The organism is Mesorhizobium zhangyense (assembly GCF_011045115.1).
Lineage (GTDB): Bacteria > Pseudomonadota > Alphaproteobacteria > Rhizobiales > Rhizobiaceae > Mesorhizobium_M > Mesorhizobium_M zhangyense.
This window is the reverse complement of the sequence record NZ_JAAKZG010000004.1, coordinates 70,700-94,860: the sequence shown is the minus strand read 5'-3', so window position 1 is coordinate 94,860 and position 24,161 is coordinate 70,700. Positions and strand designations below refer to the sequence as shown.

The window sequence follows — 24,161 nt, the reverse complement described above, 5'->3', positions numbered from 1 at the left end:
CATGGTTTTGACCGACGAAAACAAATGCGCCGTCATAACAGGCGGTGCATCGGGGATAGGCTTTGAGATCGCGAGCCTTTTGCAGGAACGCGGCTGGGCCGTATTCCTTCTCGACCGCAACGCAGAGGCGCTGGCGGAAGCCTGCAAGACGCTGTCCATCGATACTTCGCACGGCATTGCCTGCAGCGTCACCGACGAGGCCGAAGTCGAGGCAGCCATTGCCAAGGCTGCGCGAGCCGGTGCACTTGCTGCCGTCGTCAATTCGGCGGGTATCGGCATGGACAAGCCGGCAGTCGAGACCAGCGTCGAGGAATTTCGCCGTATCATCGACGTCAATCTGACGGGCACGTTCATCGTCGCCCGCGCCGCTGCCCGACACTGGCTGGCAACGAAAACGCCCGGCGCGATCGTCAACATCTCCTCTGTCTCCGGCATGATCGGCAACAAGGGAAGGAGCGCCTATGGCTCCTCGAAAGGCGGGGTCAATCTGCTGACGCATATCCTGTCCACCGAACTTGGCCCCGACAACATCCGCGTCAACGCCGTCGCACCGGGTGCGGTCGACACGCCAATGTCGCGCGCGGTTCACACCGACGACGTCCGCGCCCAATGGCACAAGCGCATACCGCAACAGCGTTACGGCACCTCTCGGGAAATCGCCTCCGCTGTCGCCTTCCTCGTTTCCGACGAGGCAAGCTACATCAACGGACAGGTGCTGGCCGTCGATGGTGGCTTCGTGCATGCCGGCCTGGCTTTGAAAGGCTGATCATGCGTACGATCAAGCATCCGGGAGCCGCACTCGATCCACGTGTGATCTCGCTTCCCTGCCGGGCGGAGAAAATGCGCCTGATCTTGCGGTCGGGCGTCAGTGTCCTGGCGGCTGTCGAGGAGGCGCTGCGCGATCGCGGCTACGAAAGCGCGGTGGTGCACATCAAGCGCGGGGCATTTCTGCCGCTCGTCTATGTCATGCCAGCCCTCTCCAACGATGGCACCCATGCCGCCTGGTATAGCGACACGCATTCCCCCGCTGGCCGAGCCGAGATTGAAGAGCTGGTGCTGACTTTCGGTCGCCGCGACGGCGAGCGGTTTCTCCATTGCCATGGCATATGGCGGCACGCCGACGGCTTTCGTGGCGCCGGCCATCTGATGCCGCATGACGCGCAGTTCGCGGAGCCGGTGGAGGCCGATGTCTGGGCGATCTCGGGCGCGATTCTGGACCAGCTTGAAGATTCTGAAACCAATTTCAAACTCTTCACACCGGTCGGGCTTGCACCAGCGCAAGCCGGTGCCGGGCAGCGTGCCGTGCTGTGCCGCGTTCAGCCGAACGAGGAGATCAACGCCGCAATCGAGCGCACGGCAGCCGAGCACGGTATCGAAAGAGCAACGCTCCACGGCATCGGCAGCCTCGTCGGCTGCGATTTTGTCGATGGTCAGCATATGGCCTCCATCGCCTCCGAGCTCTTCATCCGCAATGGGACGCTGCAAAACGTTGAAGGCAAGCCTGTAAGCAGGCTGGATATCGCCATCGTCGACATCGACGGAAACATCTTCGAGGGTGAGATTGCCCGTGGCGCAAATACCGTCTGCGTTACCTTTGAATTGCTGATCGTCGAAGACTGAGGCGAGGGTTGTCGTGCTTCCCTCGTCGGACACCATCTCGAAACTGTAATTTTACAAGTGGAGGAGAAGCGCAATGAATAAGACATTCAAGACGACGGACGGGACGACGCTTTCTTACACGGATGAGGGATCGGGCAATGTATTGATCCTTCTGCATGGCTGGTCACAATCAGCGGCGATGTTCCGTCATCAGATCGAGCATTTCAGCAAGAACAGGCGCGTCATCGCCATGGACTTCCGCGGGCATGGAGCCTCGCCTGATGCCGGCCAAGGCTACAGGATTTATCGTCTGGCTGCCGATGTCGCGGAACTGATGGACCGCGAAAACATCAAGCGGGCTGATATGCTGGGGTGGTCGATGGGCACTTCGGTCCTGTGGGCATACATCGATCTCTTCGGCACGGGGCGCTTGAACAGGTTGATTTTCGTGGACGAACCGGCGTCCGTCATGCGTCAGCCGGGCATGTCGGACCAGGAGGTGATCAACGCAGGCGCGCTTTTCGACGGCGCTACGATGCTGTCGATAGCGGCCGAAATCATCGGCTCCAATGGTCATGCGGCACGAGGCGCATTCCTCGACTCCATGGTCACGAAAAACATCCCGCAAGACCTGAAGGCATGGCTTCTGGCTGAAAATCTCCGCGTCGCTCCCAAGGATGTCGCGGCCCTGTTCGTCAATCATTGCACGATCGACTGGAGCGAAATCTTCGCCCGGATCGACCAGCCCACTCTCATCATCGGCGGCCGGGTCAGCCACGTAGATCCACGGTCGCAGGAGTGGATTCACGCCCAGATGAAGAATTCAGAGCTTGTCATCTTCGAGGAACATGAGGGCGGGGCGCATTTCCCCTTCCTCGAGGCGCCGGACACCTTCAACAAGGTGCTTGAGCGCTTTATACAGGCTTGACCGGATGGCGATGTATCGCCGGCACAGACATATCGGTGCCGGCTCCCGGAGCGCTTGCCGAAATCAGTATTTCTGCAAATGGCTGATGAACAGCGAGAAGAGTGCTGACTGGCTCGATATCGACAGCTTCTGGTAGATGTTCTTGCGGTGTATCTTGACGGTGCCCTCGACGATCTTGAGAAGTGCTGCGATGGATGCGCTGGAATGGCCGCGCAATATCAGCGACGTTATCTCGATTTCACGTGCGGTCAGGACGTTGCGGGCCATCTGATCCAGCGCTGCATTTATCGGATCGGGGTGGTGACGCTCATTGCCCGATGCCTCCCTGTCGCCGGCGTCCTTCCAGTGGCTTTCGACAAGCGTGGATATGACCGCCTCGGCCGCGCGTATCGTCCGCAGTTCCGTCGCTGAAAACAGCGGCTCCTCGATCGACCGTGTGATGCTGACAACCACGCTCATGTCGGCTCTCGGCCGAACGAAGAAACCGATCTCGTCGCGGATGCGCGTGCGGACATAGTGCTGCTTGAAATATTCCGAACTGTAGAACTGATCGGGTGCGAGATCACGAAGCCGCCTTACGCCGGTGTCCTTCAGATTGACGGTGGCGTTGTAGAAGGGGTCGAGCAGATAGGGTCCCTTGGAATAATCGGCGATCACCGTCGCAGCCCGTTCCCGTGTCATGTTGTGGTAGAGAGACGCGGGCTTTGCCGGGCCCGAATAGGCAAAGACCATCAATATGTCGAACTCGATAAGGGTTGCCAGGGCTGCTTCGAGCGAGGACAGGAAATCCGGCGATCGAACGCCTGCAATTGCACGTGCCAGGCTCCGGTTCCATTGTTCAAAACCATACCGCAAATGAGACTGCCCCGATCATGTGCCGCGCCACTTTATTCGCGCGTCTATCCCGAAAGGGATATTCGTTTCCTATAACGCGAAGCCTAGCCTCTGACAAAATCCGGAGGCTGGATACCTATGCAAGACAAGACTGAAGCCGCAGCACGGCTGGAGGTAGGGCTTCGCAAGCTTGATGCGAAGTCGGTTCATATCGGCATGGTCGATCCCGACGGCGGCTTCCGCGACAAGCTGGTTTCAGCCGAAAAGGCGGTCAAGCTGGCCAAACACGGCTATCCTTTCTGCGAGGTCCTGTATTTCTGGGATATCGCCGAGAAAACCTTCCAGGATGGCGCCTATATCGATCGGCCGGCGGATATTCATGCGGACACGCTCCGCCGCTATCCCTTCTCGCCGGACACCGCACTTTGCCTTGCCGACTTCTCGGGCGAGTTCGGCCAACGCTCGGCGCGCAATCTGTGCCTGCGCCTGCTGGATGAGGCAGCGCAGCTTGGCTACAGCGTTCACTCCGCTTTCGAATTCGAGTTTTTCGTCTTCGCAGAAACACCGGAGACGCTGCGCGCCAAGAACTATCGCGACCTGACCCACTTCGCGCAGGGAAATCGCACCTATTCCCTTCAGACCGCTGCCCTGCATGGCGATCTGCTCAACGGCCTGAAAGATACGATGGCCACGATTGGGGTCGGCATCGATGCCTTGCACACTGAACTCGGACCCGGTTGTTTCGAAGCGCCGCTGACACATGCCAAAGACATCAAGGCTGCGGATGACGCGCTGTTGTTCAAGAACTTCGCCAGGGCTTTTTTCCTGCGCAATGGGTTGACCGCGGCCTTCATGTCAAAACTTTCGCCCGACCTTTCGGGTCAGTCGGGGCATTTTCATATTTCGCTGTCGGACCGCGATGGTGCTCCAGCCTTTGCGGCGTCATCGGAACCGGATGGCATTAGCCGGACGGCGCGTCATTTTCTCGGCGGTCTTGTCACGCTGATGCCGGAACTGCTCGCCCTTTGCAGCCATACCGTCAACGCCTACAAGCGCATGGTTCCCGGAGCCTGGGCGCCGACCGCCGCGACCTGGGGCGTCCAGAATCGCACCGCAGCAGTCCGGGTCATCAATGACACGCCTGAAGCGACGCGCCTGGAATTCCGGGTGCCGTCTGCGGACACCAATCCCTACCTTTCGCTGGCGATGTGTCTTGGCGCCGGCCTGTACGGCATCCGAAACGGCATTGAACCTCCGCAAGGCAGCGCGGAGAATTTCTACGCAGCCCGCCATGACCCGCTTTTCACCTTCCCGACCGATCTCGGCCGCGCCGCTGACCGGCTCGACGCCAGCGCGGCTGCACGCGCGATCTTCGGGGATATCTTCGTTGATAGCCATGTCGCCGGCCGCCGCTTCGAGGATGCGGAATATCGCCGGCATGTCAGCGAATGGGAGTTGCGGCGCTATCTGGAAGTGGCCTGAACGGCCATCATATCGTGAATGAAGGACATGCATCTATGACGCCGAATGCGCAGACTATCACCGCCAACTGGAGTTTCCCGACATCGGTCCGTTTCGGCGTCGATCGAATTGGCGAGCTTGCTTCCATCGTGCGAGAGCTGGGTGCAAGCCGGCCCATCGTGATTACCGACAGCGGCCTCAAGGATCTGCCGCCGGTGCGGCGCGCGCTTGAGGCGTTGCGGGCAGGGGGCATAGAGCCGGAACTGTTCCACGGGGTCAAGCCGAACCCGACCGGAACAAACGTGATGGATGGCGTCAAGGCGCTGAAGGCAGGCCGTCACGATCTGGTGGTCGCAATCGGTGGCGGCAGTGGCCTCGATGCAGCCAAGGCCATCGCATTGATGGCAACGCAGTCGCGCCCGATGTGGGATTTCGAGGATGTTGGCGATAACTGGACACGCGTCGACACCTCTGCGCTGTTGCCCGTCATTGCCATTCCGACCACCGCCGGTACCGGCTCCGAGCTCGGACGCTCCTCCGTCATCACCAACGAAGATGAAGCCCGCAAGGTCATTGTCTTCCATCCGCACATGATGCCTGAGGTGGTCGTCATGGACCCGGCTTTGACCGCGGGCCTTCCTGCGCACATTACAGCCGCGACCGGCATGGATGCGCTGTCGCATGCGCTCGAAGCCTATTGCGCCCCGACCTATCATCCGATGGCGGAAGGCATTTCCCTCAACGCACTCCGTCTCGTCAAGCAGTGGCTGCCCCGGGCTGTTGCCGACGGCTCCGATCTGGAGGCCAGATCCCAGATGCTCGCCGCGTCCGGTATGGGCTGTGTTGCCCTGCAGAAAGGGCTCGGCGCGATCCATGCGCTCGCTCATCCACTGGGAGCGCTTCACGATGCACATCACGGCCTTCTGAATGCGGTGCTGATGCCTTATGTGGTCCGCTTCAACATACCGGCAATCGAAGACAAGCTTACCGTTCTGGCACGCTTCCTCGATCTGCCGAAACACGATGCCGAAGCCGTGATCGAATGGATATGCAAGCTTCGCCAGACGATAGGCCTACCGGCCACGTTGCCTGAAATGGGTCTGGCGAATATCGACCGTGAGCGAGTCTGCGAAATGGGCGCGGTCGATCCATCGGCCGGCGGCAATCCGATTCCGCTCGACCCGAAAAACCTCCGCACGATTCTTGATGCTGCAATCGATGGCAGGCTGTGAGCGTCTCGCACGTAGGGCGGCATTGGTCTGTTACGCTTGCCGCTTAGGCTTTCATGCCTAAAAAAACAGCAACCATGGAAGCAACTTACTTTATCTGGATTTGAGTTTCTCGTGGGATGGCGAGAAAGAACCCTTATTGATTTCAAGTTGATAGAGATAAAAACGCCCTGTCGATATTTACAATTGCGCGATCGTCGATCGCACTATAATAAATAGGAAAATCATAATCGCGACGAAGGGGAACATCGCGCGTGACCGCAAGGCAACGGCATTTACATCAGCCCTTTTGTCCAAACGCTCATCGCGAGTCACCAGCCAGTTCGCAAAGTGAGGCGGGACGGCGATGAGAAAGTTCCTGCTCGGCCGACTGGCTTCCGCGATACCGACACTGATCATCGTCACCATTGCGGTTTTCGTCATGGTGCGGCTGATTCCTGGCGATCCGGCCAAGCTCATGCTGGGCGACCTCGCCCGCCCGGACCAGGTCGAGGCGCTGCGACACCGCATGGGGCTCGACCAGCCGATCGTCACGCAATACTTCCTCTGGCTCGGCAATATTTTTCGCGGCGACTTCGGCAGCTCCATCACCTCGGCACAGCAGGTGCTGCCGCTGATGCTGGAGCGATTTTCGGTCTCGGCGACAATCGTGGTCGTGGCCGTGGGAATAGCGGCGATGATTGCCGTGCCGGCGGGCATGTTCGCGGCCTGGCGGCAAAACAGCCTGACCGACCTCAGCGTCGTGGCACTGTCGACCCTGCTCCTGTCGATCCCGAGTTTCTGGCTCGGCCTGATGATCCTGCTGTTCCTGGGCCTGAAGCTCAACTGGTTCCCGATAGTCGGCTTCGTCTCCTTTGATGATGATTTCCTGAAGGCATTGTCATTTATCGCCATGCCGGTGCTGACGCTGGTGCTGGTCGAGATTGGCTCGATCGTGCGCATGGCGCGGGCAAGCACGATCGAGGTAGCAAGGCTCGAATATATCACCCATGCGCGAGCCAAGGGCTTGTCGGAATCGGCGGTAATGTGGCGGCACGCCTTCAAGAACGCATTCGCGCCGACCTGGACGCTGATCGGCCTGATCCTCGGCAGCCTGCTCGGTGGCATCGCCGTCATCGAGACTGTCTTCACGATCCCTGGTCTCGGACGGCTGCTGGTCGACGCGATCTATGCGCGCGACTATCCGGTCGTACAGGGCTGCATCCTCTTCGTCGCGGTCATCTACGTTCTGGTCAATCTGGTCGTGGACCTGCTCTATCCGCTCTTCGACCCCAGGATCACGCAATGAGTGTCCTTTCCCTTGCTCTGCCGCGACGCAGCGCCAATGCAACCATTGGCGGCGCTATTGTCATCAGCTTAGTCGTGCTGGCCGTGCTGGGCCCCCAGATCGCACCATACGACCCATTGGCGCTCGACCTCCTGTCGCGCATGAAGGGGTTGAGCGCGACCCATTGGCTCGGCACCGACGAATTCGGCCGCGATATACTGAGCAGACTCATTCACGGCGCACGCACCAGCGTCTGGATCTCGTTCGCCACTGTCGCCTTCGCCATGGTGTTCGGGCTCTTCTTCGGGGTGCTCGCAGGCTTTCTGCGCGGCTGGACCGACCGCATCATCATGACCTTCAACGATGCGCTGCTGGCCTTCCCTGGCCTGCTTCTGGCGCTCGGCATCATGGCAATCGCCGGCGCCAGCCGCGACGCTATCGTGGTTGCACTTGGGCTGGCCTATACACCCGCCGTGGTGCGCGTCGCGCGTGCCAGCGTGATGTCGATCCGCGAACGCGAATATATCGAGGCATCGCGGGTGATGGGCAACAGCGAACTGATAACGATGCTGCGCCACGTCCTGCCCAACTGCATCGCCCCGATGACGGTGCTGGCGACAACCATGTTCGGTTGGGTGATCCTGTCAGAGAGTGCGCTCTCCTTTCTCGGTCTCGGTGTTCCCCCACCGGCGCCGACCTGGGGCAACATGCTGGCGACTGGCCGGCCTTTCATCACCCAGGCGCCACATCTGATCATCCTGCCGGGCCTGTGCATCTCGGTCACATTACTGGGGATCAACATGCTGGGCGATGCGATCCGCGACTGGTTCGACCCGAAGATGCAGGGCTGAGCACATGACCAAAGGCACGAGCAGCACAGCACCAGTCGTCACGGCCAAGGACCTGACCGTCACGATCGGACCGGTTGGCCCGAAGATCGTCGACGGGCTGAACTTCACAATCAATTCCGGCGGGATGCTGGCGCTGGTCGGCGAATCCGGCTCCGGCAAGACCATGGCGGCGCGTGCCGTGCTCGGCCTGCTGCCGACGCCGCTGATCGTTGCGCCGGGCAGCAGCATCCGCTTCAACAATACCGAGCTGGTCGGCCTGCCGCCAAAAGCGATGCGTGGTATTCGCGGCGCGCGCATCGGCATGGTTTTCCAGGAGCCGATGGTCTCGCTCAACCCGTCCATGACGATCGGCGAGCAGATGGCCGAAGGGCTGACGCTTCACCAGAAGCTCGGCAAGAGCGAGATACGCGACCGCTCGCTGGCCATGCTGGAGCGAATCCAGATCAAGGATCCGGCCCGTTGCCTTTCCGCCTATCCGCATGAATTCTCCGGCGGCATGCGCCAGCGCATCATGCTGGCCTCGGTCATGCTGCTGAAACCGGAACTGCTGATCGCCGACGAGCCAACGACGGCGCTGGACACGCTGGTTCAGCGCGATGTGCTCGACCTGATGATGGAGCTGACGCAAGAGAATGGGACGGCGGTCCTTCTGATCAGCCATGATCTCGGCATGGTCTCGCATTATGCGCGCGATGTCGTGGTGATGCACAAGGGAAAGGCGGTGGAACAGGGGCTCAGCAACGACGTACTCACCGCTCCGAAGCACGACTACACCAAGCGCCTCGTCGATGCGCTGCCGAAGCGGCAGGCGGGGGGTGCGCGCAATTCGACGCGTGCGGAGCCGCTGCTCGAAATGCGCGATATCGTCATCGATTACCCCGGCCGCAGCCATCTCTTCCGGACCAGCCAGCCAAAGCGCGCGGTCGATACGGTCGACCTGGTTGTCGGTCGCGGCGAGACTGTGGCTCTTGTCGGTGCATCGGGCTCGGGCAAGACGACGCTCGGCCGTGCAATCGTCGGTCTGGTGCAAACGACTTCCGGCTCGATCAGTTTCCGCGGCAAGCCGCTTGAATTCGGACGCAGCGAAACGGCGAAGGTCCATCGCGCCGACATCCAGATCATCTTCCAGGATCCCTATTCCTCGCTCGATCCACGCCAGCGGGTGGAAGATATCGTCGGCGAACCGCTGAAGCTCGACCCGTCGATCTCGAAGGCCGAACGCGACAGGCGCGTGCGCGAGGTGTTTTCAGAGGTTGGGCTCGGCCCTGAATTCCTGCGGCGGCTGCCGCACCAGCTTTCCGGCGGCCAGCGCCAGCGTGTTGCCATAGCCCGCGCCATCATTCGGCGACCGGCCTTCGTGGTTGCAGATGAACCAGTTTCGGCGCTCGACATGACGGTGCAGAAGCAGATCCTCGAACTGATCCGCACGCTGCAGGAACGCTATGGCTTTGCCTGCCTGTTTGTGTCGCATGATCTTGGCGCCGTCGAGCAGGTGTCGGACCGCGTGGCGGTGATGGAAAACGGCAAGATCGTCGAGGTGGGCAATCGCGACGACATATTCGATCGTCCGCAGCATCCCTATACGCGCCGCCTGCTTGATGCGGCGATGCTGCTGGACAGAAAATTCGATGGCGCGGCCGCACAGCCGGCGGCATGACGGGACTGGTTATGACCGATAAACCTGGCTTTGGCCTCTCTTCCATCGACGCTGTGCCGCTGCATGAAAGAGTTTACCTCGAACTCGTCAAGGCGTTGATGTCGGGGCATTTCGCGCCGGGTCAAAAGCTGACGTCGCGCAAGCTAGCCGCCGAACTCGGAACCAGCGACATGCCGGTGCGCAGTGCGCTGTCGCGGCTGCAGTCGCTGCGCGCACTGAGTGCGTTGCCCAATGGCAGCATGGAAGTGCCGCTCATGACCGCAGAGCGCTTCCGCCAGTTGATGGAGGCGCGTATCGTGCTTGAAGGTGCGGCAACGGAGGCGGCCGCAGGCCTGATAAACGGCAACAATCTGCGAACCGTCAGGCGCAACTCCAGTGACCTTACCGATGCGGCACGAGCAGGCGATATCGGGCTTTATCTGCGCAGCAACTACGAGTTCAAATTCTCCATCTACCGCCACTGTGGCAACGATCAGATGATCTTTCTGATCGAAACCTTGTGGATGCAGGTCGGGCCGTTCCTCCGCAGCTACGCCGGTGTGTTCGAAGGGGCGCTTTTGGGCATCCTTGAGATAGACTATCACGAGGATGCTCTGGCAGCGCTTGAGGCCAAGGATGCCGCGCGTGCCCGCGATGCAATCGTGCGTGATTTGCGCGAGGGGGCAGCCCATCTTCTCGGCAAGGCCCGTTTTCACGACGCATCCGCTGCAGCGTAGCTGAGCCAGCGCAGTCCTCATTTCCTGGCAGACGACACGGAAGGCCTCGTCTGATGCTTTGAAATGCCGGCCTGCTGCATGAATGAGCCGTCAAAGCAGCGATAACTCAGGATCGACGGGCGGCACGGCTACACGCTTTCGAGATAGGTTTCGATTTCGAAGTCGCTCACTTCTTTGGCAAAAGTGTTGAGTTCCTGACGTTTGCAAGCGACGAAAGCGTCTCGCAGATCGGCCGAGAAGAGTTCGGCCATCAGCGGGCCGGCCTCGAAGGCGTTGATGCCGGATACCCAGTCCGGCGGCAGGTTGGGCAGGCTGTGAGAGCCGACATCGCTGACGATCGGTTCGCCGGCTTCCAGCCTGCGCTCGATGCCGATCAGAGCCGCCCCCAGCACCGTGGCCAGCACGAGGTATGGATTGGCATCGGCGCCGGCGACGCGATGCTCGATGCGGCGCGCCTTGTTCGGGCCGCCCGGAATACGGATTGCCACCATGCGGTTCTCATAGCCCCAGGCGACCACCGTTGGCGCATAGGAGTTCGGCCGCAGCCGGCGGTAGGAATTGAAGTGCGGCGCAAAGATCAGTGTGCTCTCGGCCATGCCGGAGAGCAGCCCGCCGACCGCGTGGCGCATTGCATCCGACCCCTTGTCGGTTCCGTCGTTGAAGATGTTGTTGCCGTCGCGGTCGAGCAGGCTGAAATGGACATGCAGTCCGTTGCCGGCACGGTCGCCATAAGGCTTGGCCATGAAGCTAGCGGCAAAGCCATGCTTGCGGGCGATGCCCTTGACGGTGCGCTTGAACAGGACCGCGTCGTCAGCGGCCCGCAAGGCATCCGGCAGGTGGTTGAGATTGATCTCGAACTGACCGACGCCATTCTCGGCAATAGCGGTATCGACGGGAATACCCTGCGCCCGGCACGAGGCGTAGACGTCGTGGATGAAAGATTCGAAAGCGTCGATCTCGTCGATGGAGAGAGCTGCATCAGAATCCAGCCGCTTGCCCGTCACGGGAGAAACCGGACCGACCGGCTTATTCGACGTTGGATCGAAGAGGTAGAATTCGAGCTCCGTCGCCACGACCGGCGTCAGCCCATGCCCGGCATAGCGCTTAAGGATCGCGGCCAGCGCCTGGCGTGGATCGCCGAGGAAGGGCGAACCATCGTCATGTGCCAGAGAAAGCGGCACCAGCGCGGTCGGATGCGACGTCCAGTCGATCGGGAGAATGTCCCTGCCGGTCCAGTGGCAGATCGCGTCAGCATCGCCATTGCTGAAGACGAGCGCATTGCCCTCGATGTCCTCGCCCCAGATATCGAGGCCGACAAGGGAGTAAGGCATGCGCATCCCGCCCTCGAGCGCTTTGCGGGCCTGATCGGAAGCGATGCGCTTGCCCCGCAGCACGCCGTTCAGATCGCAGACGGCAACCCGAAGGCTGTCGATCTCGGGATGCTTCGCAAGCCACGCCAGTGCGTCATCTATTGGTTGGGTCGATCCCAATTGTTTCTCCCATTAGTGGTAGCTAGCCCAGGCGTGGCGCAGGCATTACCCTACGACTGCTTGTCAAAACTGCAGTTTATATCCCTCTGCCTCGGCCTGCCGAAAAAATTTATCGTTGGAAATCAAATTTCTTGTTGGCAGAAAAGGCATTTTTCTGAAATACATTATGCGATCTGCGATCGCAATATCGAAATGACAAAATGATCACGCAGCAGGGTTTTACGATCAGGGAGGCGCTGAGCGCATGAATGAACATGTCGGGCAGGAATTCGACAACGCAGCTCTGGTCTCTTCCGACCGCGGCTCATTCTTCCACCCGTTCACCGCGATCGCCGATCAGCAGGCGAATGGCGCACTGGTCATGGTCGAGGCGAAGGGCTCGCGCATCATTGACGCGAGCGGCAAGGAATTCATCGATGCCGCGGCCGGTCTGTGGTGCGTGAATGTCGGCTACGGCCGCCGCGAAATCAGCGACGCGATCGCCGCGCAGTCGCAGAAGCTGCCATATTTCCATTCCTTCAACGGCATCAGCAATGAGCCGAGCATCCGCCTGTCGGAGAAGCTGCTTTCGCTGGCGCCGAAATCCATGCGGCGGGTGTTCTATGGCTCGTCCGGGTCCGATGCCAACGACACGGCCGTCAAGATGCTCTGGTACTACAACATCTGCCGGGGCAAACCGGAAAAGCGCAAGATCATCTCGCGCGACTACGCCTATCACGGCGTATCCGTCGCCTCGGGCAGTTTATCCGGCATTCCGATGGTGCATCAGAATTTCGGCATTCCTCTCGATTTCGCACGGCATGTTTCGCGGCCTGATCTCTATCGCGATGCCCCATTGCGCCAATGTCACACCGAGGAAGCCTATTCGGCCTATCTCGCCAACGAACTGGACCAGATGATCCGCGCCGAAGGCGCAGACACGGTCGCTGGTTTCGTGGCCGAACCGGTCATGGGAACGGGTGGCGTGCTGCCGCCGCCGCGCGGTTATTTCCAGGAAATCCAGAAAGTTCTCAACCTGTACGACGTGCGGCTCGTCGCCGACGAGGTGATCACCGGCTATGGGCGCACCGGCACATGGTTCGCCTCGGAAGCCTGCGGCATGAAACCTGACCTGATCCTGACCGCCAAGGGGCTGACCAGCGGCTACCTGCCATTGTCGGCAGTGTTTGTCGGCGATCAAATCTGGTCGGTCTTCGAGGAGGCATCCAAGGACGGGCGCGTCTTTGCTCACGGCTTCACCTATTCGGGTCACCCGACCTGCGCGGCTGCCGCACTCGCCAATCTTGAAATCATCGAACGGGAGGGCCTGGTCGAGCATGTTGCCGCGATCGCGGGCGATTTCCGTGCTGCCTTCGATGCCGCGATCGGCGGCTGTGCGATTGTCGGCGAAATCCGCAGCGCCGGCCTGATGATGGGCGTAGAACTCGTTGCCGACCGAGACACCAAAGCCAAGCTGCCGGCTACGGCCAAGATCGCGGGTCGCGTTGCGACGGCCGCCCGGCGGCATGGCGTTCTGGTGCGTGGCCTACCGAACTCCGACATCATCGCTCTGTCGCCACCCTTCATCGTCACCGAGGAAGAGATCGCGCTCATCGCCACGGGCTTACGCAATGCGATCGAAGATGTGACGCAGGAACTCCGCAGTGAAGGGCTGATCTGAACGAATGAGCACAGCGCCGATTGCCTATCGCAGCGAAGAAATCCGGACCGTCGCTATTATCGGCTGCGGCCTGATCGGCGGCGCATGGGCGGCATATTTCCTGAGCCGGGGGCTGGCAGTCAGAGCCTATGATCCGCTTCCCGATGGCGAAGCGCGGCTGCGCAAGATCGTCCGTGAGGCACTTGCCGATCTCGAACTGCTCGGTGGAGGATCCAAGGTCGGCGCTGGCGCGCTGGCTTATTTCCCGACACTTGGCGAGGCTGTTGCCGGCGCGGATTATGTTCAGGAGAATGCGCCCGAGAAGATCGAGCTGAAGCAGGCACTGCTGGGCGAAATCGACGCCGTCGCTCCTTCCGATGTGGTGATCGGGTCAAGCACCTCATCCTTTCCGGCCAGCGAATTGCAGGCCAGCTGTTCGCATCCGCAGCGCATCGTCGTCGCACACCCGTTCAACCCGCCGCATCTGGTGCCACTTGTCGAGATCGTGCGTGGAGAGTGCACCGACATCGCGGCTCAGGATGCGGCCTATCGCTTCTTCGAGCGGATCGGCAAGGCACCGGTTCGGGTCACGAAGGAGGCCGTGGGACATCTCGCCAACCGCATGAGTGCCGCGCTCTGGCGCGAAGCCGTGCACATCGTCGCGGAAGGTATCGCCTCTGTCGAGGATGTCGACCGCGCGATACGCTTCGGGCCGGGCCTGCGCTGGGCGATCGACGGGCCGCATATGCTTTACCATCTTGGCGGCGGGGACGGCGGCATCGAAGCCTATCTGAACCATCTCGGGCCGGCGCAGGAAGCGCGCTGGGCAACGCTGGGCACGCCAAGGCTGGATGCGGCGACCCGCGCAAAGCTCATCGAAGGTGTCGCGGATGAGGCGGATGGACGTTCCATCGACAAACTCAAGTCGCGTCGCGACCGACTGATGATCGCCGTGTTGAAAGCGCTCGCCGACGACAGCCGGGAGGATGGGTGATCCATGGCTCTTCCACTCATCATGGTCGCGCCGAACGGCGCCCGCCGCACCAAAGCTGATCATCCCGCCCTGCCGATGACGATCGACGAAATAGCGCAGACTGCATTGGCCTGCCGCCGCGCCGGAGCCGGCGCGATCCACGCCCATGTGCGTGGCGCCGATGGCGGCCATATACTCGACGCCGGGCTTTACGCAGCACTTCTCAAGCGCCTCGCCGAGAAAGTGCCGGACATGGCGGTGCAGATCTCAACGGAAGCGGTCGGGCTTTATTCGGCGCCCGAGCAGATGCAATTGGTGCGAACACTCAGACCGAAAGCAATCTCGGTTGCGTTGCGCGAACTCTGCCCAGCTCAGGCCGACGAGGCGGCGGCAGAGGCGTTCTACGCCTGGTGCGCGTGCGAAGGCATCGACGTTCAGCACATCCTCTACGACGACGCCGACGTCGGGCGGCTCGGCGATCTGATCGCGCGTGGCGTTGTTCCGGTGGGCGCACCATCGGTGATCTATGTGCTCGGGCGCTATTCGGTGAACCAGGAGAGCACGCCGGATGACCTCGCGCCATTTCTTGCGGCGGCGGCGGACCTGTCCGAAGCGCCGGACTGGATGGTCTGCGCATTCGGCCGTGGCGAGACCGCATGTCTCGAAGCCGCACTCCGGGCTGGCGGCAAGGTTCGCGTCGGTTTTGAAAACAGCCTCTGGAATGCAGATGGCGGAATCGCCGCCTCCAACGAAGAACGGGTGGCGGAAATCCATCGCATCGCCGCCGATCTCGGGCGAACGGGAGTCGCGGCATGAGCGAGCGTCCCTATCGGATATTCGAGGCTTTTCTTGTCTCCAAACAGATGTTGACGCCGCATATGGCGAGGCTGACTTTCGACGGCGAGCACATCGCCGACATGACGACGCGCGCGCCGGACCAGCGCATTAAGCTGTTCTTTCCCATGGATGACGGGACGCCGCCCGCAATTCCCAATCGTCCTGACTGGTACGAAATCTACAAATCCATCCCACCTGCCGAGCGCGCGCCGATGCGGACCTATACGATCCGCTCGCTCGACGCCGACGCACGGGAACTGGTCGTCGATTTCGTCATGCATGGCGACAACGGCCCGGCCTCGCGCTGGGCCATGTATGCCGAGCCGGGCGATCGCATCCAGATCTCCGCGCCGAACCGGCGTTTCGATGGCGTGATCGGAGGCTTCGACTGGGAGCCGCCTGCAGGGCTCTCGCAGCTTCTGCTGATTGCAGACGAGACCGCGTTGCCGGCCGCCGCCGGAATCCTGGAAGAGATTGCCGGCTGGAAAGCCAAGCCCGCGACACAGGCCTTCATCGAGGTGCCGAGTGAAGCCGATGTGATCGATCTGCCGCGATGGGACGGGCTGCGTTTGACGTGGCTACCACGCGGGCAGCACGATCACGCTTTCGGCGCGCAGATGGTTGCGGCGGCGGAAGCCGCCGAGATACCGGCATCCGTGCTTGGTGCAGGTGCGATGGAGCTCGAAGCAGTCGATGTCGATCACGATATCCTCTGGGATCGTGCCGAAACTATCGACAATGCTTTCTACGGCTGGATTGCCGGCGAAACCGCCGCTGTCAGCCGCATCCGAACGCTCTTCATCAAGGAGAAGCGTATCGACCGTCGGCATCTGACCATGATGGGCTACTGGCGGCACGGGAAGGTCCGTGCTTAGGCCGCCGGCAATCGCAAATTTCTGCGGGATCGTGCTATGCGCGGTCACCCCATCGTCGCGCACGCGTCGCGCTGAGCTTCTGCAGCTTTGCGCCCGTATCGGCTACTCGCCGCCTGTTTGGCCTGCCTGAGACTCCATCTGTTTCACGCACAAGGACAAGCAAAATGACCTATCAGAATTTCTCCCGGGCACAGCTTCAGGCGATCGATTCCGCGCATCACCTCCATCCCTTCACAGACCACAAGGAACTCCGTGGCGCAGGTGCGCGCATGATTACGCGGGCCGAAGGGCCATTCATCTATGACAGCGAAGGCACGCAGATCCTCGATGGAATGGCAGGCCTGTGGTGCGTCAATGTCGGATATGGCCGCGAGGAACTCGCCAAGGCTGCCTACGACCAGATGAAGGAACTACCCTTCTACAACTCGTTCTTCCGTTGCACCACGCCGACGCCTGTGCTGCTTGCGGCGAAGCTCGCCGAACTCGCTCCCGCCAATGTCAATCAGGTCTTTTACGGATCGTCCGGTTCGGAGGCCAACGACACGGCGCTGCGGCTGGTGCGGCACTATTGGGCACTGGAAGGAAAGCCGACGAAGCGCATCGTGATCTCGCGCAAATCGGCCTATCACGGCTCGTCCATTGCCGGTGCATCGCTGGGCGGCATGGATGGCATGCACAGCCAGCTCTATGGCGCGGTGCCCGACATCGTTCATGTCATGCCGCCATATTCCTTCGAACTGGCCTTACCGGGCGAAAGCGATCACGATTTCGGGCTCAGGGCTGCGCGTGCCGTCGAGCAGGCAATCCTCGATGCGGGTGCGGAGAATGTCGCGGCCTTCATCGGCGAGCCAATTCTCGGGGCAGGGGGTGTGAAGATTCCGCCGGCAAGCTACTGGCCAGAAATTCAGCGAATCTGCGACAAATACGATGTGCTTCTGATGATCGACGAGGTCATCACCGGCTATGGCCGCACCGGTGCCTGGTTCGCCTCCGAAACCTATGGGATCAAGGCCGACACCATCACGACCGCAAAGGCGCTGACCTCGGGCTATCAACCTTTGTCAGCGCTTCTGGTGGGCGACCGCATCGCCTCGACCCTGGTCGACAAGGGTGGAGAATTTTACCACGGCTACACCTATTCCGGACACCCAGTCGCATGCGCTGTCGCACTCAAGAACCTCGAAATCATAGACCGTGAAGGCCTGATCGACCGGGTGAAGAACGACACCGGTCCCTATTTCGCCGCAGCACTTGCCGAGCGTATCGGCACGCATGATCTGATCGGCGAGACCCGCGCGATCGGCCTGATGGGTGCGATCGAAATCGTCAAGGACAGGGGTACGCGCGAGCGCTTTGCCGGCGGCGCGTCCGGCGACAAGATTCGCGATCTGTCCATAGCAAACGGCTTCATGGTGCGCTCTGTCGGCGACACCATCATCATGGCACCGCCGCTGATCTGGACACGGGAGCATGTCGACATGGCCTGTGATCGCCTGGCCAAAGCGCTGGACAGCGCCGAGGCAGATCTGCGCCGCGCAGGCTGAAATCGCGCTTTGAAAGATCAAAGGTGCCGGAGATGTCTCCGGCACCTTTCGTCTCAGTCCGCTCCGAGCGCGCTGCGGATGGCGCGCATCGCTGCCAACAATTCCAGCGAACGATCCGGGCTGGAATGCTCCGGCCAGGTGGAGAGCTTCACCACTGCGAAATCCGAATCCGGATCGATATAGATCGACTGCCCGAAGACGCCACGCGCCCACATGGCACGACGCTTGGTGTCCTCGATCCAGAATTTGTTGGAATAGGCCCCGCCCGGAAGAACCGTGCGATAGATGCCCTGATAGAGATCGCCGTTGCCGTTGCGTGTCGCCTCGATCCAGGCCGCCGGCACAATCTGCCTCCCGTCGCGCGCACCGCCGTCAAGCAGCAACTGCGCGAAACGGCCATAGTCACGCAGCGTTGCGCAAAGCCCACCGTCGGCAAGTGCTGCGCCACCGTCATCGACGGTGATATAGGCGTCTTCCGCCGCACCCATCGGTGACCAGAGTTCGCGGCTGATGAGTTCGGCGAGCGAAGTCGCCGTGGCACGTTCCAGGACGAAGCCGAGGATGTCCGTTTCAATGGACCGGTATTTGAACAGCGCACCGTGCTCTCGTTCCTTTTCGTCAAGCGACAGGATGAGGTGCCACATGGTGCGCGGCCAGTCCGTCCGTTCATAGACGGCCCAGCCGCAGGCCTGACCTATCTTCTGCATATGCGAGCCGGGTGTCGTATAGGATTCGTCGAAGACGACACCGCTCGTCATGTCGAGGATGTGCTGGACCGTCGCGCCCTTGTAGCCAGTGGCTGCAAGCTCGGGCAGATATTCAGTGAGCGGCGCGTTCACATCGATCACGCCGCGGCCTGCAAGAATGCCCGTCACGATGCCGGTAATGGATTTGGTGACCGACATAGCGAGGTGCTGGCCATGCGGCTTCATGCCATTCCGATACTCCTCCGCGATGATCTTCCCCCTATGCAGGACGAGGAAGCCGTCGGTGAAGGAGCCGTCGAGGAACTGTGCGACGCTGCGCTTTTCGCCGCCGATGTCGAAGGTGATCGCGCCGAGATCCTGTGTCGCAGCGGGCAGTGCGCGCACCGGTCCGGGGCCTCGCCATATCTGTGCGGTCGCGGTCATTTCCCGAATGTGCTGGAAGGTCCAGCGATGGTGAGGCGGATTATCCCAGGTGTCGCGCGGAATGATCGGCGCGCCAGGGTTCGACGGGTCGCGCGGGTTCAGCGGCTGGTCGAGCATTTGTTCGTTCCTCGAATGATTGTCTGCGTAAATAAGTGGCTTTATCTGATATCAAATCAGGCAGTTTTGAAAGCCTTGTCTTTCGATTTTTGTCGGAATTATCGTTCCAGTACAAGCGCTATGGTAAAAATCGGCTACATAAGCAGCTTTGATATTGCGCGATCTGCGATCGCAATATAACCATTGGAGGATTGTTGTTCCGGCGATGAAGGATATGAGACACATATGAGTGCCAGCGGCTTCAAGCGTTCCGACATCAACCTGACCAACTGGCGTGAAAGGCCCTATTCGACCTGGACTTTCCAGAGCGTGGCGGAATTTGTCCCTTCGGCTCAGATAAGAAGCGCACGTCTGGAAGAGGCAGCCACGCTACCGCTGGGCAAGTTCGCCGATGTGAAAGTGACAAATGTCGACGGAACGGAGCTCGCTCTTCACGATTTCCTGAGCGACAGCAACAGCGACTCCCTGGTTATCATGCGTGGCGGCGAAGTCATCGCCGAGTGGCACGCGCCGCACACAGACCCTTTGCGGCCTCATATCGTCTTTTCGATCTCCAAATCCTTCACCGGGCTGCTGGCAGGCATACTCGAAGCCGAAGGAAAGCTCTCCTTCGACGATCTCGTTACGAAGTACATCCCTGATGCCGCTGGTTCAGCTTATGACGATCTGACCGTGCATGACCTGTTCAACATGACGGTCGCTATCGATTTCGAGGAAATATATCTCGACAAGAACGGCGATTTCGATCGCTATCGTCGCGCCATGCTGTGGAACCCGGAACGCGCCGACGATCCGACGCCGACGCTTCGCCAGCTCATGTGCTCCTTGCCGCGCGCGTCGCATCCACATGGAACGAAGCACGCCTACCGTTCGCCCAATGCGGACATGGCGGGTCTTGTCGTGGAAGCTGCTTCAGGCCAGCGCTATGCCGAGTTTCTGAGCAATGCGCTGTGGCAGCCAATGGGCGCGCATACGGACGCGTTCATCACCGTCGATCGCGCCGGCAATCCACGCTCGTCAGGCGGCATCTCGGTCACAGCGCGAGACCTTGCGCGGCTTGGCGATCTCGTGCGCGAGGGCGGAAAGGGCATCGTGCCGGCAGCCTTTGTCGAGAAACTGTGGGCGGGCGGTGATCGCAAGGTCTGGTCGCAGGGCGACCAGCGACTGCTTTATCCCGGCGGGAGCTACCACGCCTATTGGTATGAAACCGGCACGGGCGCACTCGCAGGCATGGGTATCTTTGGGCAGTGCGTCTGGATCGACCGGACGTCGGAAACGGTCATCGTTCGACAGTCCTCGGAGACCACCCCCATCGATGACAAACTCGATCAGTGCGTCATAGCAATGATGAAAACAATATCGGCGACATAACCCGGCACGGGCTCTTCAGCTCCGCGGCTAAAAGCAAAGACCACCGGGAGAAACAAATTTGGGCGAACTCCGCACGCTCCATCACAAAGAGAAATGCGGAAGGAACACTCGGAGAAAAAACGATGAGATCAAGACTGTTATCAGCCCTGCTGGGCGCAGCAATGCTTGCCTGTGGGGCTGCCTATGCACAGGCCCCACAGAAGGGCGGCACGCTCAACATCGTGCTCGGCGCCGACATCCGCAGCCTGGACGCAAGCAAAACCGACAACAATACGGACTCGGTCCTTTACCACATCTACGATCCGCTGGTTGCCTTCAAGAACGACCTGACCGCCGGTCCCGCGCTTGCGGATAGCTGGGAGGTGTCGGCAGACGGCAGGACCTATACGTTCAAGTTGAAGCAGGGTGTGACCTATCACAATGGCGACAAGGTCGTTGCCAGCGACTTCAAGTGGCTCTGGGAACGCCGCATGGCCTCAAAGGAAGGCACCGACGCACCCTGGCTCTGCATCCCGACCTTCGATGGTTCGCGCGGCCTGAAAGTCGCGAGCGTCGAAGCGCCGGACGACGGAACGCTGGTCATGACTCTAGACGCGCCGAGCACCCTGTTCCTGGTGCGTCTCGCCGACCCGATCTGCAACATCTGGATCGCCAGCCCGAAAAATGTCGGGGCTGACGGCAAGTGGGTCGCTGGTTCGGCAATCGGCAGCGGCCCGTTCCAGCTCAAGGAATGGAAGAACGAGCAATATATCTCGCTCGCCCGTTTTGATGGCTATGTGCCAAGCAAAGGCAAGCGGGACGGCCAGAGTGGCGACCGCACGGCGTTCGTCGACGAGGCGCGTTTCATGATCATCCCTGACAAGACGGCAGCTGAGACTGCCCTTTTTGCCGGTCAGGTCGATGTCGTCTCGACCATCCAACCGTCGCGCATGGAAGACCTCAAGGCCAACGGCGCCACTATCCTTTCATCGCCGGGTCTGTCGCTGACGGCAATGCTGATCCAGACCAACGATCCGCTGCTGTCCAATGTGAAGATGCGTCAGGCCATCGCCCATGCGCTGGACTTCAAGCAGATCGCCACGGCGCAGACTGCCGGAATGTCGGAATTCAACCCGTCCGGCGTGCCGCAATCGAGCGCCTATTTCGATCAGTCCTTCGTCGACAGCTGGCCTGCCTATGATCTCGAAAAGACCAGGCAACTGCTCGAGGAGGCAGGTTACAAAGGTGAGCCGATCAAGCTTCAGACCAACAAGCGTTACATCGGCATGTATGACAACGCCGTCGTCATCCAGGCGATGCTGACTGCCGCCGGTATCAATGTCGAACTCGAAGTGCTTGATTGGGCGGCTCAGCTCGACAACTTCTTTGCCGGCAAATTCCAGATGCAGTCCTTCGGCTACTCGTCGCGTCCCGATCCGATGGTGATCTACGGCATGTTCACCGGCGACAAGGCCGAGACACCAAACTATCAATTCGGCGATCCGAAGGCGCTGGAACTCTACCTCAAGGCGGTCGACACAGCCGATTTCGATGCGCGCAAAGCCGTGCTGAAGGATCTGCAGAACCTGATGGCCGAAGAGGTGCCGATGCTGGGTCTCTATTACTTCCCTGTCATTGAGGCCGTTTCCACCAAGACCACAGGCTACGAATCCTGGCCGCTCGACCGTCCCCGCGCATGGGGCGTTTCCAAGACCCAATAGATAGTGCTCCCAAGACGCATTTTCTCGACCCGGGGTATTTTGCCCCGGGTTTTTCTTTGCCTGTCGCATCTTGCTCGGAAGTGCGGGTCGCTCAGGCGTCCCTGCACAGATTGTTCTCAACCAGGAGCGGAACGAACACCGTCCGAGCGCAAGCTCGACACCGCACTGTTCCGCCTGCTTCAATAGATATCGGGTTCCGGCACGGCTTTGCCGAATTGCGTTTCGAGGAAATCGAAATCGCAGCCCTTGTCTGCCTGGGTGATATGCCCGGCGGAAAGCCAGCCGAAGCCACGTTCATAGCGCGGCGGCGGAGCTTTCCACTCTGCACGGCGTGAGGCCAGTTCGTCATCCGACACATTCAGGTGGATGGTTCTTTCGGAGACGTCGATGCTGATCGTGTCGCCGGTTCGCACGAGCGCCAGCGGCCCGCCGATATAGGCTTCCGGCGCGACGTGGAGGATGCAGGCGCCGTAGCTGGTTCCCGACATGCGGGCATCCGAGATGCGCAGCATGTCACGCACGCCCTGCTTCACCAGCTTCTTCGGGATCGGCAGCATGCCCCATTCGGGCATGCCGGGTCCGCCCTGCGGGCCGGCATTGCGCAGAATGATGATGTCGTCGACGGTCACGTCGAGGTCGTCGCGCTCGATCTCCTTCTTCATTTCCGGGTAGCTGTCGAAGACAAGGGCACGGCCCGTATGCTTCAGGAACCGCTGCTCCGATGCCGCCGGCTTCATGACGCAGCCATCGGGGGCCAGGTTGCCGCGCAGCACGACGGTGGCGCCTTCCTTGTAGACGGGATTGTCGAGCGGCCGGATGACGTCGTCCTCATAGACGCCGCCGCGCGCTGCGATCTCACCCATGGTTTCGCCGCCGACATTCACCGGCTCCGGGTGCAGCACGCCGCTCAGGCGGCTGTAGACACCCATGATCCCGCCGGCATAGTAGAAATCCTCCATCAGGTAGGTTTTTCCGGACGGCCGGATATTGGCGATGACCGGAACCTTGCGCGAGATCGCGTCGATGTCGTCGAGCGTCATGTCGACATTGGCGCGGCGCGCCATGGCAAGCGCGTGGACGATGGCGTTGGTGGAGCCGCCGATCGCCATCTGCACCATCAGTGCATTCTCGAAAGCCGCCTTCGTCATGATCTTGTCCGGCGTGACGTCTTCCCAGACCATCTCGACGATGCGCCGCCCCGATTGCGATGCCATACGGGCATGGTTGGCGTCGGCGGCGGGAATGGAGCTTGCGCCCGGAAGCGAGAGACCCAGCGCCTCGGCAAACGCGGTCATCGTGCTCGCCGTGCCCATGGTCATGCAATGACCGGGCGAACGCGCGATGCCGTTCTCGATCTCGGCCCAGTCGCGATCGGTGATGACGCCGGCGCGCCGGTCGTCCCAGTATTTCCAGGTGTCGGAACCGGAACCCAGCGTCTGCCCGCGCCAGTTTCCGCGCAGCATCGGCCCGGCCGGAACATAGATCATCGGCAGGCCGGCAGAGACGCCGCCCATGATCAGGGCCGGCGTGGTCTTGTCGCAGCCGCCGAGCAGCACGACGCCGTCGATGGGATGGCTGCGGATCAGTTCCTCGCACTCCATGGCGAGGAGGTTGCGGTAGAGCATGGTGGTCGGCTTGACGAAGGGCTCCGACAGGCTGAGCGCCGGCAACTCGATGGGAAGGCCGCCCGCCTGTTCGATGCCCTTGCGGATCCATTTCACCCGTTCGGGGAAGTGCGAATGGCACGGGTTTATCTCCGACCATGTGTTGATGATCGCGATGACCGGCTTCTGGTCCCAGTCCTGGGCATCGAAACCCATCTGGCGCATGCGCGACCTGTGGCCAAAGGCTCGCAGATCGTCGACGCCCAGCCAGCGATAGCTGCGCAGCGTCTTTGGGTCACGCCTGCCCGTCATGATTTCCTCCCTGAAATCTGATATTTC

Annotated in this window: 20 protein-coding genes; 16 read left to right on the top strand and 4 right to left on the bottom strand. The window is 60.8% G+C overall.

Annotated elements, in window-relative coordinates:
• Positions 1-7: 7 nt before the first annotated feature.
• From G6N74_RS10415 to G6N74_RS10405, 3 genes are all read left to right on the top strand, one after another.
• Positions 8-766 carry an SDR family NAD(P)-dependent oxidoreductase gene (locus G6N74_RS10415; protein WP_337035858.1) on the top strand — a complete coding sequence of 253 codons (759 nt, stop codon included), beginning with the start codon at positions 8-10 and terminating at the stop codon, positions 764-766.
• Complete coding sequence (locus G6N74_RS10410) at positions 766-1,620, top strand: PCC domain-containing protein (protein WP_165117812.1); 855 nt, start codon at positions 766-768, stop codon at positions 1,618-1,620. The genes G6N74_RS10415 and G6N74_RS10410 overlap by 1 nt, the downstream gene beginning before the upstream one ends.
• A 73-nt stretch (positions 1,621-1,693) precedes the next feature.
• Complete coding sequence (locus G6N74_RS10405) at positions 1,694-2,527, top strand: alpha/beta fold hydrolase (RefSeq protein WP_165117000.1); 834 nt, start codon at positions 1,694-1,696, stop codon at positions 2,525-2,527.
• Positions 2,528-2,590: 63 nt separating this feature from the next.
• On the opposite strand, the gene G6N74_RS10400 is transcribed toward G6N74_RS10405, so the two are convergent.
• Positions 2,591-3,382 (bottom strand): helix-turn-helix transcriptional regulator, encoded by a 792-nt coding sequence (locus G6N74_RS10400; protein ID WP_165116998.1) that lies wholly within the window; start codon positions 3,380-3,382, stop codon positions 2,591-2,593.
• Between the two features lie 117 nt (positions 3,383-3,499).
• Here G6N74_RS10400 and G6N74_RS10395 point away from each other — a divergent pair, with 117 nt between their 5' ends.
• From G6N74_RS10395 to G6N74_RS10370, 6 genes are all read left to right on the top strand, one after another.
• The gene (locus G6N74_RS10395) at positions 3,500-4,843 is read left to right on the top strand and encodes a glutamine synthetase family protein (protein ID WP_165116996.1); all 1,344 of its coding nucleotides are present in this window, start codon (positions 3,500-3,502) and stop codon (positions 4,841-4,843) included.
• 35 nt (positions 4,844-4,878) lie between these two features.
• Entirely contained in the window at positions 4,879-6,054 is a 1,176-nt protein-coding gene (locus tag G6N74_RS10390) for an iron-containing alcohol dehydrogenase (RefSeq protein WP_165116994.1), read from the top strand.
• Between the two features lie 343 nt (positions 6,055-6,397).
• The gene (locus tag G6N74_RS10385) at positions 6,398-7,339 is read left to right on the top strand and encodes an ABC transporter permease (protein WP_165116992.1); all 942 of its coding nucleotides are present in this window, start codon (positions 6,398-6,400) and stop codon (positions 7,337-7,339) included.
• 17 nt (positions 7,340-7,356) lie between these two features.
• Positions 7,357-8,169: an ABC transporter permease gene (locus G6N74_RS10380; RefSeq protein ID WP_376767701.1), complete on the top strand. Its 813-nt coding sequence runs from the start codon at positions 7,357-7,359 to the stop codon at positions 8,167-8,169.
• A 4-nt stretch (positions 8,170-8,173) separates the two neighbouring features.
• Positions 8,174-9,826, top strand: coding sequence for an ABC transporter ATP-binding protein (locus G6N74_RS10375; RefSeq protein ID WP_165116988.1), 1,653 nt, complete (start codon positions 8,174-8,176; stop codon positions 9,824-9,826).
• Positions 9,827-9,837: 11 nt separating this feature from the next.
• On the top strand, positions 9,838-10,542 hold the full coding sequence (locus tag G6N74_RS10370; protein WP_165116986.1) for a GntR family transcriptional regulator: 705 nt from the start codon (positions 9,838-9,840) through the stop codon (positions 10,540-10,542).
• A 128-nt stretch (positions 10,543-10,670) separates the two neighbouring features.
• On the opposite strand, the gene G6N74_RS10365 is transcribed toward G6N74_RS10370, so the two are convergent.
• Positions 10,671-12,032 (bottom strand): glutamine synthetase family protein, encoded by a 1,362-nt coding sequence (locus G6N74_RS10365; RefSeq protein ID WP_246245711.1) that lies wholly within the window; start codon positions 12,030-12,032, stop codon positions 10,671-10,673.
• A gap of 244 nt (positions 12,033-12,276) precedes the next feature.
• Here G6N74_RS10365 and G6N74_RS10360 point away from each other — a divergent pair, with 244 nt between their 5' ends.
• The 5 genes from G6N74_RS10360 to G6N74_RS10340 all read left to right on the top strand — a co-directional run bounded on the left by G6N74_RS10360 (position 12,277) and on the right by G6N74_RS10340 (position 17,900).
• Complete coding sequence (locus G6N74_RS10360) at positions 12,277-13,692, top strand: aminotransferase family protein (RefSeq protein WP_165116984.1); 1,416 nt, start codon at positions 12,277-12,279, stop codon at positions 13,690-13,692.
• Positions 13,693-13,696: 4 nt separating this feature from the next.
• On the top strand, positions 13,697-14,665 hold the full coding sequence (locus tag G6N74_RS10355) for a 3-hydroxyacyl-CoA dehydrogenase NAD-binding domain-containing protein (RefSeq protein WP_165116982.1): 969 nt from the start codon (positions 13,697-13,699) through the stop codon (positions 14,663-14,665).
• A gap of 3 nt (positions 14,666-14,668) precedes the next feature.
• Entirely contained in the window at positions 14,669-15,460 is a 792-nt protein-coding gene (locus G6N74_RS10350) for a beta-keto acid cleavage family enzyme (RefSeq protein WP_205826621.1), read from the top strand.
• Positions 15,457-16,356 (top strand): siderophore-interacting protein, encoded by a 900-nt coding sequence (locus G6N74_RS10345; RefSeq protein ID WP_165116981.1) that lies wholly within the window; start codon positions 15,457-15,459, stop codon positions 16,354-16,356. The genes G6N74_RS10350 and G6N74_RS10345 overlap by 4 nt, the downstream gene beginning before the upstream one ends.
• Positions 16,357-16,520: 164 nt before the next feature.
• Positions 16,521-17,900 (top strand): aminotransferase, encoded by a 1,380-nt coding sequence (locus G6N74_RS10340; protein ID WP_165116979.1) that lies wholly within the window; start codon positions 16,521-16,523, stop codon positions 17,898-17,900.
• Between the two features lie 53 nt (positions 17,901-17,953).
• Here the strand turns inward: G6N74_RS10340 and G6N74_RS10335 are convergent, their stop codons facing one another.
• Positions 17,954-19,147, bottom strand: coding sequence for a serine hydrolase domain-containing protein (locus tag G6N74_RS10335; RefSeq protein ID WP_165116977.1), 1,194 nt, complete (start codon positions 19,145-19,147; stop codon positions 17,954-17,956).
• Positions 19,148-19,372: 225 nt separating this feature from the next.
• Here G6N74_RS10335 and G6N74_RS10330 point away from each other — a divergent pair, with 225 nt between their 5' ends.
• Both G6N74_RS10330 and G6N74_RS10325 read left to right on the top strand, forming a co-directional pair.
• Entirely contained in the window at positions 19,373-20,518 is a 1,146-nt protein-coding gene (locus G6N74_RS10330) for a serine hydrolase domain-containing protein (RefSeq protein ID WP_165116975.1), read from the top strand.
• A gap of 122 nt (positions 20,519-20,640) precedes the next feature.
• A complete protein-coding gene (locus G6N74_RS10325) occupies positions 20,641-22,218 on the top strand; it encodes an ABC transporter substrate-binding protein (protein WP_165116973.1) in 1,578 nt (525 codons plus the stop codon).
• Between the two features lie 179 nt (positions 22,219-22,397).
• Here G6N74_RS10325 and araD read toward each other — a convergent pair whose 3' ends face one another.
• Positions 22,398-24,134 carry an L-arabinonate dehydratase gene (araD, locus tag G6N74_RS10320; RefSeq protein ID WP_165116971.1) on the bottom strand — a complete coding sequence of 579 codons (1,737 nt, stop codon included), beginning with the start codon at positions 24,132-24,134 and terminating at the stop codon, positions 22,398-22,400.
• Between the last annotated feature and the right edge of the window lie 27 nt (positions 24,135-24,161).